Source organism: Ferrimicrobium sp., assembly GCF_027364955.1.
In the GTDB taxonomy this organism is placed as follows: Bacteria; Actinomycetota; Acidimicrobiia; order Acidimicrobiales; family Acidimicrobiaceae; genus Ferrimicrobium.
Map to the genome: position 1 here is coordinate 68825 of NZ_DAHXOI010000002.1, position 17098 is coordinate 85922.

A 17098-nucleotide genomic window follows, 5' to 3' on the forward strand; every position below is an offset into this window, starting at 1 on the left:
CCTCTACGACACCACGACATGCGATGGCCTATCTCGCGTGACCCGCCCGCGTCACGAGCGACACGGCACCACCGAGCACAATCAGAGATCCAGCGACGATCAACGACACCGAGAGTCCAGCATGAAACGAGCTGTAGGCAGCACCGATGACCTTACCCACAATAGGTCCATAGATCTTGGCAGCACCTCCTTCGTGACCAGCGACACCACCGGTTTCGACCGCGTTGATAACGACCTGACGAAACGCTGGGGGCACCCCCAATCGCGCGAGTCGACTCGATAGACCACCCGTTAATTCGCCGTTCAAGAAGCTACCCAAAATCGCTACACTCAAGGTAACCCCGAGGGCTCGCATCGTGTTGGTCGATGCGGCCGCCATGCCAGAATGCTCTGGAGGAACGGTTGATAGGGCGATACTTGTCACTGGCACGACCACCAATCCAAAACCAATCCCCGCGATAGCAAGGGTCGCAGCCAGCAAGAGCGGATGCGTTGGCCCCGAAAGTGCAAGGTCCGACAGTCCAATTCCCGCCGCTGCGAGAAGTGCGCCAAACCCAGTCGCCAACCTGGTACCCACCTGTGTTGTCCAACGTCCGGCAACGATTGAGGCAACGATCATCGTGATCATCATCGCAGCGAAGACACCCGCTACTTGATAAGAACTGTCACCCTCGACAACCTCCAAATACAGGGCAACGAAGAAAAAGATGGCAAATATCGAGAAGTAGATACTAAAGGCCAACATCAGCGCCCCGCTGAACCGAGCATTGCGCAAAAACCTCAGCCGTAAGAGTGGATTCGAGGCTCGATGCTCCGCGAAAATGAAGCCGACCGCACCCAGTAGAGCAAGCGCGAAACATATGACGATGATGGGCGAAGCGTAACCTCGCACCTCGCCCTCGACGATGCCTACAACGAGAACCCCTAGTGCGAATGGGCCAGTCAACGAACCCAAAACGTCCACTGATCCAATCGATCGATCAGCACTCTCTGGTAAAACTCGGATCGCCATCACGATGATCACCATGCCAGCGACACAATTGAACCAAAATATGGTTGGCCAACCATCGAGTCCGACGAGGATGCCACCGAGCACCGGGCCAATCGCAAGCGCAAAGCCTGCGACTGCCGCCCACGTCCCGAGCGCCTTAGTCCGATCTGACTCCTCGGGATAGAGATGACGGATCAGCGATAGCGTGCCGGGCTCGGAGGCCGCCGCACCGATACCCATCACGACCCTGGCAACGATCAAGAGAATGGCTGAGGGGGCAAGCGCGGCGACCACCGACCCGATGACGAAGAGTCCCAAACCAGCCACCATCATCCGGCGTCGACCGTACCTATCACCAATCGCACCAAACACCAAGATGAGTGCGGCAAAGGCCACCGCGTACCCACCGATCACCCACTGCAGCTCATCGACACCCGCATGGAGATGGCTCTGGATAGGTGCTAGCGCCACCGCTACGATCGTGGTATCGAGAAAGGTGAGAAATAGCACACCGCTCAGGACCGCTAGGGCGAGGCGGCGCCGTGACTGCCCCACAAACTTAGGAGTTCTTCTCGAATGTAGCGCAGGCGGGTACCTTGGTACCCTCCAGCGAGATCAGGCTACAGAAGCTGGCGTCCCCCACCTTCCATGTTCCATCCACCTTCACCGCCTCGCCATGCTGGTCCTTGAGGGCGGGCTGTCCGCCGAGATAGATGGTATAGGTTACTGTCGCCGCCACAGGTGACACCAAGGTGACGTTGGAGACCTTTGCGCTGGTACCCTTTGCGATGCTCGAGCTCGCCTGTGCCTTGATCACTGGGGAGAATGCACTCCCATTCTGTAGGAGTCTGATCTTGGTAGCTGCCGCGGAGGAACCGTCAAAGAACGTCTGAAATGTCTTTGTGATCGTGACCTTGGTCGACGGTACCTTGGCAGGAGTTGCTGACGAACTACTCGTTCCACAGGCAGCCAACACGGCACTCGCCGTCATCATCGCCACCGCCATAAGCGCCATCTGCCTTCGTTCCATTTGGCATCCTTTCTTCATGGTGCAAGCCCTCAACGGACACCTCACACCTACCGCTAGTTAGCATCCTATCGACTTGAAACGAAATTACTTGGTACTGCCAACTAAGGGGACTATTGTCACTTCTTTCTGAGTCAAAGAGCATAAATAAGCAAGTACCATCGATGGGAAGTTCCACATTGTTGGTCACGCACGATGAAGCTTGACTTCCCAGACCGTGCACGGGAATCAAATCGTTCACCACTATTGGGTGAATCTCCTCCAGCGGTTGTTCTATCGAGAATTACAAACCTTCACGAAGCACCTCCAGCTGACCGCTTCGTCGAGAAGGTGGTTGATGTGCCTGTCACCGATCTCGCAACCATGTGCAGCTCTGGCTCCCCCATGGTTGTATTCGTCGGGGAGGAGCATCTCCGCCAGGATAGTACACCGTTACATCGAACAGTAGCACCGGCTCAACACCGAACACGCCAGTACCAACCACGCTGTAGGCTGCCGTCCTCTTGCTGCCGTCGCGTCTCTTCCCCGGCGCAGATGCGCGCCGATTCGCCTACGACGGCGGTCTCCAACTCACCACGCTAGGTCGTACGAGCCTCAAGAATCGAATTCGCTCCGTCTACCACAATGACTTGCCCGGTGAGGTAAGACAGGCCTGGCAGACAAAGGGAGGCGATCACCGCTGCCACCTCTTCAGGTGATCCGGACCGACCGATGGGACTGGCCGTTCCATAGCGCAGCTCGTCATCGCTCGCTGAGCCGCTCGCGATCCAGCCGGGCGCCACTGCATTGACGGTGATCCCCAGAGAACCGACCTCGAGCGCAAGGGACCGCGTGAGCCCCACCATCGCCGCCTTTGCGGTGGCGTACACGGTATGACCTGGCATCGCATTAACGGGCCCCGTCGTGGAAGCAACCATCACCACCCGACCCCAACCGTTCGCTTTCATGTCGCCAAGAAACGCTCGGCACACCAAGAATGCCGTATCAAGATTCCGGGAGAGCCCCAGATGCCACTCATCCAATGACAACGCCTCAACCACACCGACCGCATCCGAGCCATATTGCACAGAGGTCATGCCAGCATTGTTGACCACAAGATCGACACCCCCGTAAGCATCCACACAACGCTCCCGAAGCTGTTGCACCTCATGGTCCAAGGTGAGATCAGCCACCACTCCACGTGCATCGATCCCCCGATCCATGAGCTCAGACGCTCGATCTTCTACACGTGCTGTCGTGGAGGTGAGAACGACCGATGCACCGAGCTCTCCAAGTGCAACCGACGTGGCAAACCCGATACCAGTGGGTGAGCCCGCCCCGGTCACGAGTGCCACTTTGCCCGTTAAGTCTCCCAAAATACTCATGAAACTCTCTCCTATCCTGCGGAGCTGCCCAGTACGCATTACCCCGATTGTTCAATGTTGCTACAGTGCCGATGTGGCTACCGTCTCAACCGATCGCCTGACAGCAAACTGTCTTCGTCTCCATCTGATCTCATGCTGTTCCGATCCAACCTACCACCCCTCCACAGGCACTCTCCTTCGTCTCGATCACGAACCACTTCCGCCCTCCGTCCCCGCAACGGAGATGAAACGACACTCGTCGATCGTTGCCCCTAGAAGGCCCCTCGCGCATGTGGATGTTCGTAGACCCATCATCGACGACACCACCGCTGCAACATGCAACCCAGGGCTCCGAATCGGGAGAGGAGGGACGCAACTGCACGGATGCGGCCAATTGTCTACACGGTGGAAGCCGCCATAACTGCAAGGCATGAGCGAAGTAACCTAGCCCCTCGGTCCCCGACGCTCCGCGGAACTCTTAGCCTTGCGGTGAAGACCAAAAAGAGACCCTGATCAACCTATATTCTGCTTTTCCACTCCACGCAACAATAGCCGAACCGCCACAGGCAGGAGCAAGACTAGTACAGTGAACGCAGACAACTTGCCTACACCAGCCAGCTTCGTCGTTACCCCGCCTGCGAGGAGGATCGAAGGCGATAGCGAATGCAGCTATTTGCCACGCCTTGTGCACAGGGCCTTACTTCGTCGAGCAGGCTAACTCAGAACGCTGAAACCTGAGCCAAGCAACGCACCAAAATCGATCTCTGGATGGTCCCGCATCACCGTCTCCAACCTGATGACGCTCTCGAAAAGTGCCAACATGGTGCCATCTGTCCTGTGAAGTACTCGTACTCCCGGAACCCGTCCCATCTGCGTAACCCCTTCAGCCGTGATCGTTCTCGCCACGCGGTACGGCGTCGACAGGTATTCGATCAGCGCGCCGAACTCGTGTTCCATGCGGTATTGGAACACCTCAAACTGCATCTGACCAACTGCGGCAAGTACAGGTAGCGGATCCCCGTCACCCTCGTAGAGCACCTGCAACACTCCCTCACGCTCCAGTTGATCGACGCCCCGACGAAACTGCTTCGCACGACCAGGGTCCTTCACTCGAACTCGTCGGAACATCTCTGGCGCGAACTGCGGAAAAGATGGGAAGACAACCGGGGTTCCCGCGTACAGCGCATCGCCGATGCGCAGCTCACCTGCGTTGACGAGACCGACCACATCGCCTGGAAACGCGACATCGACTGTCGATCGATCAGCACCGAACAGCGTGCTCGCATACTTCGTAGAGAGGGTGCGTCCCGTATCAGCATGCGTGAGATTCACACCCCGCACAAATTTACCCGAACAGAGCCGAACGAACGCCACATGGTCGCGATGCGATGGGTCCATATTCGCTTGGATCTTGAAGACAAAACCTGAAATTGGTGCCTCCAACGGCCGCAGCTTTCCATCAACAGCCTGCCGCGGTCCCGGCGAAGGTACAAATTCAACCACTGCGTCCAGTAAGGCGCGCACGCCAAAATTATTCATCGCAGAACCGACGAAGAGGGGACTCGTCTTGCCTTCGAGAAAGTTCACCTGCTCGTGTGTAGCACCCACCGCGTCTAACAAGGTGCACTCTTCAACGGCGTTGACCCAATCTGAACCCGCTTCGGCCTCCGCAACCGAGGCGTCGAGCTCGACTTCAACCGCAAGCGTCTTGCCACGAACACTCCGTTCAAAGCGAGTAAAGCGGTTGTTTCGTCGATCAATAACCCCGCGAAACTCCCCAGGGATACCAACCGGCCACGTCACTGGGGTTGGTCGAACCCCAATCTTGTCCTCGATCTCGTCGAGAAGCTCCAACGGCGACTTACCTGGGCGATCCAATTTATTGAGAAAGGTCAGCATCGGTAGACCCAGGGAACGACAGACCTCGAATAATTTAAGCGTCTGCGCCTCAACACCCTTGGCTACGTCAAGGACCATCACCACCGCATCTACCGCAGTCAACACCCGATAGGTATCCTCTGAGAAATCACGGTGACCAGGAGTGTCCAACAGATTGATCAGGCAATCACGATACTCGAACTGCAGCGCGGTAGAGGTAACCGAGATACCACGTTCCTGCTCCATCGCCATCCAATCGGAACGGGTGTCACGTCTTCCAGCCCGTGCTTTCACAGCGCCAGCCTCAGCAATCACCCCAGCGTAGAGCAGAAACTTCTCCGTTAACGTCGTCTTCCCAGCATCAGGATGGCTGATAATAGCAAACGTTCGCCGCTTAGAAGCTTCCTCGATAATCTCTCGTCCCTCGGCATCCGCTATCGCCATATCACCGCCATATCACCCTCTATCCCAGAGAGTCCACGCTTCCCACGCACTCCCATGGAACATTCTACAAGCAGACAACCTTAACCAACGAAGCGGAGAGCACCAATGGTTTAGCGGCCAGCGGTATATCATCAGTCGAGGTGATGCGGCAGATCGATCCATGAGCACCAACGAAGCCAGCAATCCCGGTCATCATATGAGCGCGCCGCACAACAAAGGTCCGGTACCTCTCGATACCGGACCTTTGGCTTGGGACTAGCTCAACCTACCTCGTAGGCAAACGAGACTCAATCAGTAGACGCCGGCCTCTCAAGCTGGCTCGCACGTTCGATCGCGTCCTCTGTCTCTTGGCTCCCCGATCCGGAGGCGACACCCCAATAGTAGAAACCAATCGCGACGACGACTACAACCACAAGATCCCACGGATAATGAATCAGACCATGCAGGTGATTGTACTGCCCACCGAAACGCTTGGACCCAAAGTACGTCTCTACCAGCGAGACAGCAATGAAGGCAATCAACCAAATGCCCTGTTTCCAGGCCTTCGCATTGATTTTCGCAAGATCACCACGCACAGCAGAGACGATGAGATAGGCAATGATGCCAATGGCATAACCCACCGTGAGCTTCCAGACAGTCTCCCAACCGCTGAAGTAGATAATCAGCGCACCCATCACATAGGCGATAGGACTGATGACGCTAGCGCCACCAAGTCGGTAGGGACGATGCGCAGAATCATGATGGCGTCGGAAAACAGCGAGTGACACTGGTCCCATGATGTAGGTGAACACAGTTGCCGCGGAGATGACGCCAACCAACGACTGCCATGTCGGGAACGGAAGCAGAAAGATCGCAGATGCGATGAGTGTCGTGACCATGGCGTACATCGGAATACCAGTCTTGTCTGAAATCTTTCTCCAAACCTGTCCAAGGTAGCCGTTGCGCGCACTACCGAGGATGACACGAGGAGTGGATGCGAAGTAGACGAGTCCAGTACCGGATGGAGACAGCACCGCATCAGCATAGAGAATCGTTGCCAGCCAGCCCAGACCCAACGCCGAGGCAACCTGGGCAAACGGCGATGTCAGGCTCAGCGACGCCCAGCCGTGTGCGAGCTCACTCTTCGGAATGGCAGCAATAAAGACCACCTGCAAAAGAACATAAACGATCATACCCACAACGAGTGCGGTAATGATCGCACGGGGTGCATCGCGCTGGGGATGCTTTGCCTCCGCAGCCATCTCAACAGCCTGCCTGAACCCCAAGAATGAGAAGACGATTCCTGCAGTTGACACCGCTACCAACACCCCCGCAGTCCCATATGGCGCGAAACCGTGGGTGGCAGGGGCCGAATAGTTCGACCAGTCTTTGGCCACAAACAGCACGACCAGGATGGTCAGTGTCGGAGTCAAGAACTTCAGAAATGTAATGAAACTATTAACCTTCGCGTAGAGCTTCACGCCGTAGATATTGATCACGAAGAACAGCACGAGCAAGATGGCCTCGACGATGTAGTCGATGGGCTGCTTGCCATTGAAGGCACCGTTCACGGTCGAACCAAATCCCTTGATGTAGTGCGATGCGTACTGAACCACTGCTTCAGCCTCGATGGCCGGCACTGAGGCGTAGGCAATAAAGGCTGCCCAACTCACAATAAAGCCGACTAGTGGACCGTGCGAATATTGCGGATACCGTGTAGCCCCACCCGCCTCAGGGAGAAACCCTGAGAGTTCAGCGTAGACAAGAGCGATAAAAAGACACGCTATGCCACCCAATACCCAAGAGATAATTGCTGCGGGTCCTGCGGTCTGCGCGGCATAGAGCACCGCGAACAGCCACCCCGATCCGATGATTGCACCGAGCCCAGCAAAGCTCAGATCTAAGTAGGACATCTCCCTGCGGAGTCGTCCCGTCTGTCGTTGACCAGTCTGCACATGTCCCCCTTGCATATCCTGCAGCCCACCCCTTTAGAGGAGGAACCGTGCACAAAAAATACCATAACTGCCTAAACTTGTCTAATCGTCACAGCAGCAGTGCTACGCGATCGTCCGGTCGGCCCTCGGCATGCATCCAACCGTACAAGACGAGAAGCAGTGTTCATTCGCATAAAGATACAGCGCCTTTCCATAGTTCTTCCCACATCAATAGGGTCCGCAAACGTGCATCCCCAGCAGTCAGCATCGACCTTTAGAATCATTCCAGCCTGTCCACGGTGGAAACGCTGATATCGCAGGCATCCACCTCGCTGGTGCTTGGTGCTGCGAACGAGGGTTATCGGCCAAGATCCACGCCAAAACCACGACGGCAGTGGGTTGCGGCACGCCCCTTCCGCGAGAAGTCCGATGCCGTCACGGGCCAACTCGTATTCTCCACGACGACATTTATATATACATATTGCTGTTGCACCCAGTGCTATGGGAGTAAGGCGCGACAGTGATGCAGACACTCATCGAGTCGGGGCATCGCGAAACTACCGACCAGAGGATGATCCTCGTCCAGTTTGCCCTGGCGACTCGGTGTCGGCCGACCATGGTCTACCAGCGTCGCGCTGAACGATCTGGCCCACGCTAGCGCGCAGCCGAGCCCTTGTTGGCGCGTCAACACTTGCCAGATCGCCATCACCAAAATAGGTGAGTGCTTTCAAAGACTCTGCTGGTTGAAAGGAGTTCCCGAAGAGCGTTTGCGCTCCCGCGAGACCGGCTCGTAGCGAAACGCCGTGTAGTAGCAGTGCGTCGACGTCCTGGTAGTCCTTGGCCTCAATTCGCTGCAGGATCACCTTGAGCTTGTGGGCCAAAAGGTCCACCGGTGATGCCACGAGGAGAACCCCGTCATTCGTACGTTCTGGTGGAGCGAGAGAGGTGAACCCGACCCCAAAGAACGATAGCTTGACCCCTGAGGTCATAACGGTGAGAGTATCAACCTCGTCTTGGAGAACCACCCCCTCTTGCACAATCGGCATCACCTGCCGCAGGGAGTCCTTGTCGAGGGGTTTTGGTCCGAAGAAATCAAAGTCTACCGACGAACGATTGCCGCATCGGAGCGCGACAGCAGTTCCGCCATATAGCACCAGGCCAAGATCTTGCGCGGGCCGGAGCAGAGGCCAAAGTGCCTGTTGAGGAGGAGGCAAGATAGACAGACGCGGCTCAAAGTTAGGCACTAAGGCTCCGATGTGGCATCATAGGTGGCTCGGCATCGAACGGTACGACTTTAAGCCGATAGTTCCAGAAGGACCACGACTTCGGGCGGAACCAGCCTGGTTCAGCGTTGACCAAAATATTACGCAGTAACTCCTCGCCAAGCATGTCTTCAAGGTCGCATTCATCCACCCAATCTCCGATATCCATAATCTGGGCGATGAGCCGCTCTGGACGGGCAAGTGACTCCTCGGGACTTTGCCACCAGATGTAGTGCGTGAGACGACTCAGTACGTCTCGCTGTTCTGCGGTGAGATCCACGCAGACAATTCTACCTGGGCTGTCGAACTGCTGGTGACCGTACGAAGTCCTGGGTAACCGATGAACGCGAGCTGACTCCTATAACCACACACCTTGATTACCATTCATCTTTGTCTCATATTGGTAGCTGACATCATCTAGCCGCAGGGGCCTTCCAGGCCCAATTCGGTAGTGCTCGCAATCAGTACGATCGGCATGTTTAAAAACCAGCAGGGGACGTGTGTCAAGGTTGCGCTAACTACGTTCGTACCAGCAATACATAATCAACCAGGATTGGTTTGTACTCATGGGATCGTTCTTAGTTAAAAGGTGAATACCTAATATCCGGCGAGAGCAACAGTACTCCTAACGGAAAGCCCACCGTACTTGCCCAGATGTCGCTTTGTGGCACTAACTGACTTCGCACACCGTCGTAATACCATCCAATGAAACCCATCTGGAAGCAGGCTGATGGGCAGGGTGATCCAAGATGTCAGCAACTTGTGTCCGGCAAGCGATCTCACTGTGAAAGGCCTTTGCACTCATGATCCGCCAAGCCTCAAGCGATCCGCTGTGCATACTCTGACCTGCGGGCGCTAAGGGACTCGAACCCCTGACCTGCTGGTTGTAAGCCAGTACGAAGTTGTCCAAGTGCGTGGTTCTAGTGTCCGAGGCTGTCGCATTTTTGCAGTTCGTTAGGGTGTTTTTGCAAGCGCCGCGAGACGGGGTGGGGCGTTCTCGGACGCAACTGTTGGGTCAAAAGTTGAGTATCCCAGTGCGCAACCAGCGCGACATTGACGCGGCCCATGATTGGCGGAAGCATCGAAAGACAAAAAGTGGCGTAGCCAACTCGCTTACGAAGCGGACCGGGCGCTAACGCCTGTCCAAGGCAAGCTAGACAGACGAAGCTATTTTGTAGCACTCATTGTGCCACACTCAAAGCATGACCAGGATAGGGATACGAGAGCTCCGCCAGCACGCCAGCCGCTACCTCGAGCAAGTGAAGGCGGGCGAAACGATCGAAGTTACTGAACGTGGAAGACTGATTGCCCTGTTGGTGGCGCCGACTCCAGCTGTCACCTCGCGAGATCGACTCATCGCCTCGGGTCGGTTGACTCCAGCGAAGGGTCCGCTGCAGTTGCCCAGCCAACGACACGTCACCCGCACTGCAAACTCCGCATCTCAGCAACTGGATGAGTTGCGCGATGATCGGTTTGTATGATCTACATCGACTCTTCGGCACTCGCGAAGTTGCTGTTCGAAGAGCCTGAGAGCTCCGCTCTGTCGCACTGGCTAGCCGAAGAATACGAGACCCCTAAGGTCAGCAGTGATTTTGCAAGCGTAGAACTGCTCCGCACGTGCTATCGAATCGGAGAATCACTGGTCCATGACGCTAGGCAACTCCTAGAAGGAATTGACCTCGTGCCCATTAGTCACGCAATCGTCGAGGTGGCCACAATTTTGATCCCACGCAAGCTAGGCAGTCTGGATGCCATCCACCTCGCAAGCGCGTTATCGCTGAAAGAAGACCTCACGGATTTTGTCGCCTACGATGCTGGCCTCTGCCAGGCCGCCGCAGATGCTGAGTTACCAGTGGTATCGCCAAGGTAGGTTGCAGACTCGCCAAGCTTACCGTGGGTCAAGCAAACACGTAGACACTCGCCTTGACTCTCTCACCGCGAGCAATACGACTCCTTGCGCCAACGGCCTCCCCAAGATGCCGGTCGGCACTCATCCTGGAGTGTTCCACATCAGCAAATGGCAGGGTCGCTATGTACGTAAATCTAGCAAGCGACTATTGCGACCCATGGTGTTGGAGGCTTGTCGTAGGGTCTCTGTATCGACAAATCGTGAGTGATCCCTAGCTGTACGCCACGGGGAGGATTTCTCGCACCAGATCAACGTGAAGGACTCAGGAAGCTACACAATTGTATACTCTAGGAATGAGCACCACGATTAGGGTCAGGAATGAAACCAGAGATCGGTTTGCGCGTCTCGCTGCCTCTACTGGCCGCCCCATGACTGTTCTTCTTGACGAGGCAGCCGATGCCCTGGAACGACGAGTTTTCTTCTCGCAGCTGGCAAGCAGATACTCGGAGCTTCGCAATGACCCAGAAGCTTGGTCTGGTATGCAGGAGGAACGCACCATTGAAGGTATCTCCCTGCACGATCAATCTAAGTGAGCGCGCTTAGAGGCGAAGTCTGGCTGATCGACTTCGGAGATCCTGTAGGGAGAGAACAGGTAAGGCAACGTCCAGGAGTTGTGATCTCAGTTGACGCACTCAACGAAAGTCGGGCGGGCGTGATCATCGTTGTGCCGACTACTACGCGGCACCGAGGCCTCCCTTCACATATCGAACTAGACCCCGCAAGTTCGGGTCTTAGCGCAATTAGCTACGCCAAATGCGAAGATATCAAATCGATCTCAGAAGAACGCCTGATCGCGCGCCTTGGCCTGATAGGTCAAGAGCCGCTATTCGAGACCGGGGGGGGTGCTAAGGTTCTTGTTTGATATCTGACCCCAACAGTGGGTGCCGCCTCTGCGGCAAGTGTGCAGTTGTGGCGTCCGCTGCAGCGCACTTGATGGCCTGCTCTCATACATCGCTGCGTGGGCGCTGACAAACCCTTAACCGGCGGGTTGTAAGCCAGCGCGAAGCTGTCCGAGTACATGGTGATAGTGTCCGAGATTGTCTCAATTTCGCAGCTCATTGGGGTGTTTTGGCAAGGCCCCTGAGACAGACTCGGACTGGATGGGACGTTCTTGAACGCAGCTGTTGGGTGAAGCGTTGGGTATCAGTATTCGCCAACGACACGGGATTGGTGCGATTCTTAGTTGGTGGCATCAGTGATTTAACCCTGCCACCATATCTCCTTCTCAGTGCGGTGGGCTCTGGAGTATCGTAAAATTGCCGCTCTTCGAGCAGTGATCGTTCATGCGCCCAGTTACTGGTAGTACAATGGACGTACAGAGAGGAGATAGACAGTGTCCACAACATCGAGACGCCGTAGCAGGAGAATGGACCTTCGGACTACTCCAGAGGAGAGACATCTAATCGACCGTGCGGTCGAAGCGTGTTCTACCGATCTTACTGACTTTGTCATCTCACATGCCTGCGAGGCTGCGCAACGCGTGCTAGCCAATCGGGACAGTTTTGCCCTTGACACAGCAGCACTTGAAGAGTGGAACAGAATGAATGCTAGGCCAGCACGAGATCTCCCAGGTCTTCACCAATTCCTTCAGCGCTCGTCTCCCTTTAGCGAGTGACCCCAAGATATAAGCCACCAGAGCTCCTCTCGCCCAGTCATGATCTAAGCCAGTTCCATTGTCGTTCATCGGAACAAACTGACTGGCTGCGCCGGCACGCCCTTCAATCTACCGCTAGCGGCACAACGCGAGTCTTTGTGGTCACACAACAGCCCGGCAACTCGGTTGTAGCCTACTATGCGTGGTGCATGGCACAGATCCGCTTTGACGCTGCACCCATAAGAGTTCAGCAGGGTGCAGGACACTATCCCCAACCAATTGCCCTCCTAGCGCGTCTTGGAGTTGACATTAGGCATGAGAAGCAAGGGCTTGGAGCCGCCCTTCTGCGAGACGCAGTTATGCGACTCCTCGAGCTGTCTGACAAGATCGGTTGCCGCGGGCTTCTTGTTCATGCTGAATCCGGCGAGGCCCGAGACTTTTATCTCCACCTCATCCCCGAATTCGAAGAAAGTCCAACGGATGACCTTCATCTAGTTTTGTTAATGAAGGACATTCGTCGCACTTTACAGGCCTGAAACATCACTCACAGAATTCCGCCTATATTAAAACTGATCTACCTCAAAGCGCCGGTGGTCCAGCGCACACCACAATTCAAATGCGCGTATTGGTTGTGGGGAGGTCGTCGCATACGTCATCGAACGTATCTAGAACGAAAGCACTTCCCTGCCCCGTATGAATTCACGCCTTAGCCTGCCCGAGATCCGACTGTTCAGCGAAAATATCGGCCTCAGAAGTCATGGTAAGGCCGAACTGTCGTTGGGTCAGGATCATCCCAGCCGATCTTGCACCATGCGGCGATCGCATCGTTGATAGAGCGATGAGGAGTTCCAAGCAAGCTCCGACTCGATCAGCGGTGCAAGTTCATCCTCTTGATCAATCACAAGCCGTGCAAGCTCACGCTCAGCCTGTCGCTTTGTGTTCCGGAAACGGACGTAGCGATGTTTTACTCTGCCGAGGCTGTCTCATCCGATGAAAACTCGGAGCTCACAGGTGTTTGACTGACCACGAGGCGCATGTCTCCTGCCATAAACCCCTTGGACTCCATACCCCTTGTTGGGTTTTTCGGCGGGTATTAGCGTTGTCAGTTTTACGAGACATGCTCTGAACTGGTGGGCGCTAAGGGACTCGAACCCCTGACCTGCTAGTTGTAACCCAGCACGAAACTGTCCGAGTACGTAGTGGTAGCGTCCGAGTACGTCTCATTTTTCCAGCTCGTCGAGGTGCTTTGGCGAGGGCAATGAGACAGCCTCGGACGGGGCGCGACGTTCTCGGACGCAACTGTTGGGTGAAAAGTTGGGTGAACGGCGGGCGGGAGATCGAGTCCCCGCAGTTGAAGACTACCGAAACGTGGACAAGGAGTCGAGCACCCTAGCACAACGCACACTAGCCGCTCACGCGCCGATGGACCTCTTGGGAACCGAAGTCACAGAACACACCCATTGCCAGGACATGGTAAAGCTGTACTGTCGCGGCAAAGCATCAGTTAGAATGGGGTTAAGTAGAAAGGTCGCAGTCAGCGTGGCGTCGGATCGTATCACAATTGACCCTTCGCAAGGTAATGGTCGTCCATGCATTCGTGGCATGCGGATTCGAGTGCAAGATATCCTCGAACTGCTCGTATCTGGAGCCTCCAACGAGGAGATTCTAGAGGAATACCCCTATCTTGAACTAGACGACATTAAGGCCGCTCTCCATTATGCCGCAGTACAGCTAGATCATCCGGTCCTCTTCGTTGCATAATGCAATTTGTCGTAGATGCGCAGCTTCTACCCATCCTGGCTCATTGGATCAGCTCTCAGGGTTACGACGCACGACACTTGATCGATCTTCACATGCTTGGAGCCAAGGATCAAGAGATTTGGGCACTCGGGCACCACGAAGGCTCAATCATTGTCAGCAAAGATCGAGACTTCGCAGCGTTAAGCCTTTCCGACAACCGTGGCTCATCTGTCGTATGGCTACGTTTGGCCAATTGTCGCACCCCAGAACTGATAAGGATCCTCACACCACTATGGCCATTAGCCATAGCTCGACTGGCAGATGGCGAAAAACTCGTGGAGCAAGGGGGAAATCACAACTCATCAAATCAATGCCCAATCGTCGAAGCACGGTAGACCTTCAGCCGGGTAGTGACATATGAGATCACGCCCGGTGTCTGTGCGACTCCGGCTTTCCAATACGGTTGAGAACAGCTAGGTCTTAACGAACTCGCTGTCATGGGGCACTAGGAACGGAGCAACTACGAGAGCTAACATCGTCGATTTTCAGTGGATTGGCACCTCGGTAGGCTAGAACCTCGCAGCTCCCAGGTGTCTGCTGGGCCACAAGGCGCATGGTTCCTGCCATCGAATCCTTCAACTTCAAAACATTTGTTGGGTGTTTCAGTGGGTAGGAGCCTTGTTAGCTTCGGGAAATATGCTCTGACCAGGTGGGCGCTAAGGGACTCGAACCCCTGACCTGCTGGTTGTAAGCCAGTACGAAGTTGTCCAAGTGCGTGGTTCTAGTGTCCGAGGCTGTCGCATTTTTGCAGTTCGTTAGGGTGTTTTTGCAAGCGCCGCGAGACGGGGTGGGGCGTTCTCGGACGCAACTGTTGGGTCAAAAGTTGAGTATCCCAGTGCGCAACCAGCGCGACATTGACGCGGCCCATGATTGGCGGAAGCATCGAAAGACAAAAAGTGGCGTAGCCAACTCGCTTACGAAGCGGACCGGGCGCTAACGCCTGTCCAAGGCAAGCTAGACAGACGAAGCTATTTTGTAGCACTCATTGTGCCACACTCAAAGCATGACCAGGATAGGGATACGAGAGCTCCGCCAGCACGCCAGCCGCTACCTCGAGCAAGTGAAGGCGGGCGAAACGATCGAAGTTACTGAACGTGGAAGACTGATTGCCCTGTTGGTGGCGCCGACTCCAGCTGTCACCTCGCGAGATCGACTCATCGCCTCGGGTCGGTTGACTCCAGCGAAGGGTCCGCTGCAGTTGCCCAGCCAACGACACGTCACCCGCACTGCAAACTCCGCATCTCAGCAACTGGATGAGTTGCGCGATGATCGGTTTGTATGATCTACATCGACTCTTCGGCACTCGCGAAGTTGCTGTTCGAAGAGCCTGAGAGCTCCGCTCTGTCGCACTGGCTAGCCGAAGAATACGAGACCCCTAAGGTCAGCAGTGATTTTGCAAGCGTAGAACTGCTCCGCACGTGCTATCGAATCGGAGAATCACTGGTCCATGACGCTAGGCAACTCCTAGAAGGAATTGACCTCGTGCCCATTAGTCACGCAATCGTCGAGGTGGCCACAATTTTGATCCCACGCAAGCTAGGCAGTCTGGATGCCATCCACCTCGCAAGCGCGTTATCGCTGAAAGAAGACCTCACGGATTTTGTCGCCTACGATGCTGACCTCTGCCTGGCCGCCGCAGATGCTGAGTTACCAGTGGTATCGCCAAGGTAGGTTGCAGACCTACTCAACCTACAATGCGTCGAGTAAACACACTCGAACTTCACTTTGCCACGCGTGGTCGAAAGCCTTGGCTCCCGCACCGTCCGGATCACGAGTTTATCCTACGTGAGCGCCAACGGACCCCTGACGATGCTTTGCTAGTGCAAAGGAGCACAAGAGCTCGGTGATCTCCTCGTCCACGCTGCCATCTTTGCATCGTCGGGCCGTTCTCTGGGTTGGCCGCGGCTAACCCGTGAACTTACAGGCACATGACTCTGAGACTCCCAACCGCCGGCGTAACAGCTCGACCGCGCTGTGGGCCCGCGGCTTAAGGGCTAGCGTTTTCCTAAAGCCTTCGCCTTGCCCGCGGCCCTGTCAACGCTGAGCTCAGCCACCACGATCTTGAACTTGCGCCTCTCTGCCTTGAGCTCTTTGAGGCGCTTGACGTCAGGACCTTTCATACCGCCGTAGCTGTTCTTCCACCTATGCCAGGTGGTCTCGATCACCCGTGCGTCTGGGCCAAGTGTACCCTTTACGACCGTTACACCCCCTTTTGGCAACGTATCGCCCGTTGACCGATCGGCCCGTAGCACGGAGTGCTATAGTGACAATATGGCAAGAGACGTCACGCAACGGGAGCTTCGAAACGAGAGCGGTCAGATCATGAGGGCGTTAGACCAGGGTGAGAGTTTCGTTGTTACCCGAAACGGCGTCCCCGTAGGCGAACTAACTCCGCTGCGACGCCATCGATTCGTGAGTGCCGACACCGCCATCGCGATGTTCCGCAATGCTCCAAGCATTGACCTAGACCGACTTCGCGCGGACCTTGATCGCGTGGCATCCCAGGACACCGAACCTCGTGCCTGAATCTCGACGTGTCAAACGAGGAATCCTCGACACCTCCGTGGTGATCGACCTGGAACGACTTGAGGCAGAACAGCTCCCGATTGAGGTCGCGGTCAGCGCAGTTACCATGGCGGAACTCGCAGCTGGCCCTCACGCGACCCAAGACGTGAGAGAGCGCGCACGCCGACAGGACCGATTGCAGCGGGCAGAAGCGACCTTCGATTCACTCCCGTTCGACGCAGAGGTAGCTCGCGCTTATGGCCGGGTCTACGCCGCAGAGATGGCGAGTGGACGCAAAGCACGCGGGACTCGAGCCCTGGATCTCATGATTGCCGCGACCGCCTGTGCCGCAAAGCTGCCGCTCTATACACGCAACCCGGAGGACTTCCGAAGTCTGCACGGTTTGGTCGAAATCATCACGATTTGAGCCAC

The 17098-nt window shown here is 55.8% G+C and carries 19 protein-coding genes and 1 tRNA gene; 10 read left to right on the forward strand and 10 right to left on the reverse strand.

The window, feature by feature from the left end; translation table 11 throughout:
- Positions 1-28 precede the first annotated feature (28 nt).
- The 7 genes from M7Q83_RS02075 to M7Q83_RS02105 form a co-directional block, all read right to left on the reverse strand.
- Positions 29-1546 (reverse strand): MFS transporter, encoded by a 1518-nt coding sequence (locus M7Q83_RS02075; RefSeq protein WP_298334869.1) that lies wholly within the window; start codon positions 1544-1546, stop codon positions 29-31.
- A gap of 4 nt (positions 1547-1550) precedes the next feature.
- Entirely contained in the window at positions 1551-2021 is a 471-nt protein-coding gene (locus M7Q83_RS02080) for a hypothetical protein (protein WP_298334871.1), read from the reverse strand.
- Between the two features lie 575 nt (positions 2022-2596).
- On the reverse strand, positions 2597-3382 hold the full coding sequence (locus M7Q83_RS02085) for an SDR family NAD(P)-dependent oxidoreductase (RefSeq protein ID WP_298334873.1): 786 nt from the start codon (positions 3380-3382) through the stop codon (positions 2597-2599).
- A gap of 693 nt (positions 3383-4075) precedes the next feature.
- Positions 4076-5683, reverse strand: coding sequence for a peptide chain release factor 3 (locus tag M7Q83_RS02090; protein WP_298334875.1), 1608 nt, complete (start codon positions 5681-5683; stop codon positions 4076-4078).
- Between the two features lie 287 nt (positions 5684-5970).
- Positions 5971-7617 (reverse strand): APC family permease, encoded by a 1647-nt coding sequence (locus M7Q83_RS02095; RefSeq protein ID WP_298334877.1) that lies wholly within the window; start codon positions 7615-7617, stop codon positions 5971-5973.
- Positions 7618-8153: 536 nt separating this feature from the next.
- Positions 8154-8840: a nucleotidyl transferase AbiEii/AbiGii toxin family protein gene (locus tag M7Q83_RS02100; RefSeq protein ID WP_298334879.1), complete on the reverse strand. Its 687-nt coding sequence runs from the start codon at positions 8838-8840 to the stop codon at positions 8154-8156.
- Positions 8833-9138 (reverse strand): hypothetical protein, encoded by a 306-nt coding sequence (locus M7Q83_RS02105; protein ID WP_298334881.1) that lies wholly within the window; start codon positions 9136-9138, stop codon positions 8833-8835. Before M7Q83_RS02105 ends, M7Q83_RS02100 begins: the two co-directional genes overlap by 8 nt.
- A 922-nt stretch (positions 9139-10060) precedes the next feature.
- Between M7Q83_RS02105 and M7Q83_RS02110 the strand changes: the two genes are divergently transcribed.
- The 4 genes from M7Q83_RS02110 to M7Q83_RS14160 all read left to right on the forward strand — a co-directional run bounded on the left by M7Q83_RS02110 (position 10061) and on the right by M7Q83_RS14160 (position 12382).
- Positions 10061-10339, forward strand: a complete 279-nt coding sequence (locus M7Q83_RS02110; protein WP_298334883.1) for a type II toxin-antitoxin system prevent-host-death family antitoxin — start codon at positions 10061-10063, stop codon at positions 10337-10339.
- Complete coding sequence (locus M7Q83_RS02115; protein ID WP_298334885.1) at positions 10336-10728, forward strand: type II toxin-antitoxin system VapC family toxin; 393 nt, start codon at positions 10336-10338, stop codon at positions 10726-10728. Before M7Q83_RS02110 ends, M7Q83_RS02115 begins: the two co-directional genes overlap by 4 nt.
- Before the next feature lie 568 nt (positions 10729-11296).
- Complete coding sequence (locus M7Q83_RS14155) at positions 11297-11629, forward strand: type II toxin-antitoxin system PemK/MazF family toxin (RefSeq protein WP_366526354.1); 333 nt, start codon at positions 11297-11299, stop codon at positions 11627-11629.
- A 504-nt stretch (positions 11630-12133) separates the two neighbouring features.
- The gene (locus M7Q83_RS14160; RefSeq protein WP_366526355.1) at positions 12134-12382 is read left to right on the forward strand and encodes a DUF1778 domain-containing protein; all 249 of its coding nucleotides are present in this window, start codon (positions 12134-12136) and stop codon (positions 12380-12382) included.
- A gap of 266 nt (positions 12383-12648) precedes the next feature.
- Here the strand turns inward: M7Q83_RS14160 and M7Q83_RS02120 are convergent, their stop codons facing one another.
- Positions 12649-12852, reverse strand: coding sequence for a hypothetical protein (locus M7Q83_RS02120; RefSeq protein ID WP_298334886.1), 204 nt, complete (start codon positions 12850-12852; stop codon positions 12649-12651).
- 637 nt (positions 12853-13489) lie between these two features.
- A tRNA-Val gene (locus tag M7Q83_RS02125) sits at positions 13490-13572 on the reverse strand.
- A gap of 298 nt (positions 13573-13870) precedes the next feature.
- On the opposite strand from M7Q83_RS02125, the gene M7Q83_RS02130 reads away from it, so the two are divergent.
- The 4 genes from M7Q83_RS02130 (at position 13871) to M7Q83_RS02140 (ending at position 15832) form a co-directional block, all read left to right on the forward strand.
- On the forward strand, positions 13871-14122 hold the full coding sequence (locus tag M7Q83_RS02130) for a DUF433 domain-containing protein (protein ID WP_298334887.1): 252 nt from the start codon (positions 13871-13873) through the stop codon (positions 14120-14122).
- On the forward strand, positions 14122-14496 hold the full coding sequence (locus M7Q83_RS14165; RefSeq protein ID WP_366526356.1) for a DUF5615 family PIN-like protein: 375 nt from the start codon (positions 14122-14124) through the stop codon (positions 14494-14496). Before M7Q83_RS02130 ends, M7Q83_RS14165 begins: the two co-directional genes overlap by 1 nt.
- A 668-nt stretch (positions 14497-15164) precedes the next feature.
- Entirely contained in the window at positions 15165-15443 is a 279-nt protein-coding gene (locus M7Q83_RS02135) for a type II toxin-antitoxin system prevent-host-death family antitoxin (RefSeq protein ID WP_298334883.1), read from the forward strand.
- Positions 15440-15832 (forward strand): type II toxin-antitoxin system VapC family toxin, encoded by a 393-nt coding sequence (locus tag M7Q83_RS02140; RefSeq protein WP_298334888.1) that lies wholly within the window; start codon positions 15440-15442, stop codon positions 15830-15832. Before M7Q83_RS02135 ends, M7Q83_RS02140 begins: the two co-directional genes overlap by 4 nt.
- A 323-nt stretch (positions 15833-16155) precedes the next feature.
- On the opposite strand, the gene M7Q83_RS02145 is transcribed toward M7Q83_RS02140, so the two are convergent.
- Entirely contained in the window at positions 16156-16326 is a 171-nt protein-coding gene (locus tag M7Q83_RS02145) for a hypothetical protein (RefSeq protein ID WP_298334889.1), read from the reverse strand.
- A 157-nt stretch (positions 16327-16483) separates the two neighbouring features.
- On the opposite strand from M7Q83_RS02145, the gene M7Q83_RS02150 reads away from it, so the two are divergent.
- Entirely contained in the window at positions 16484-16687 is a 204-nt protein-coding gene (locus tag M7Q83_RS02150) for a hypothetical protein (RefSeq protein WP_298334891.1), read from the forward strand.
- Entirely contained in the window at positions 16680-17093 is a 414-nt protein-coding gene (locus M7Q83_RS02155; RefSeq protein ID WP_298334893.1) for a type II toxin-antitoxin system VapC family toxin, read from the forward strand. The genes M7Q83_RS02150 and M7Q83_RS02155 overlap by 8 nt, the downstream gene beginning before the upstream one ends.
- The last annotated feature ends 5 nt before the right edge of the window (positions 17094-17098 follow it).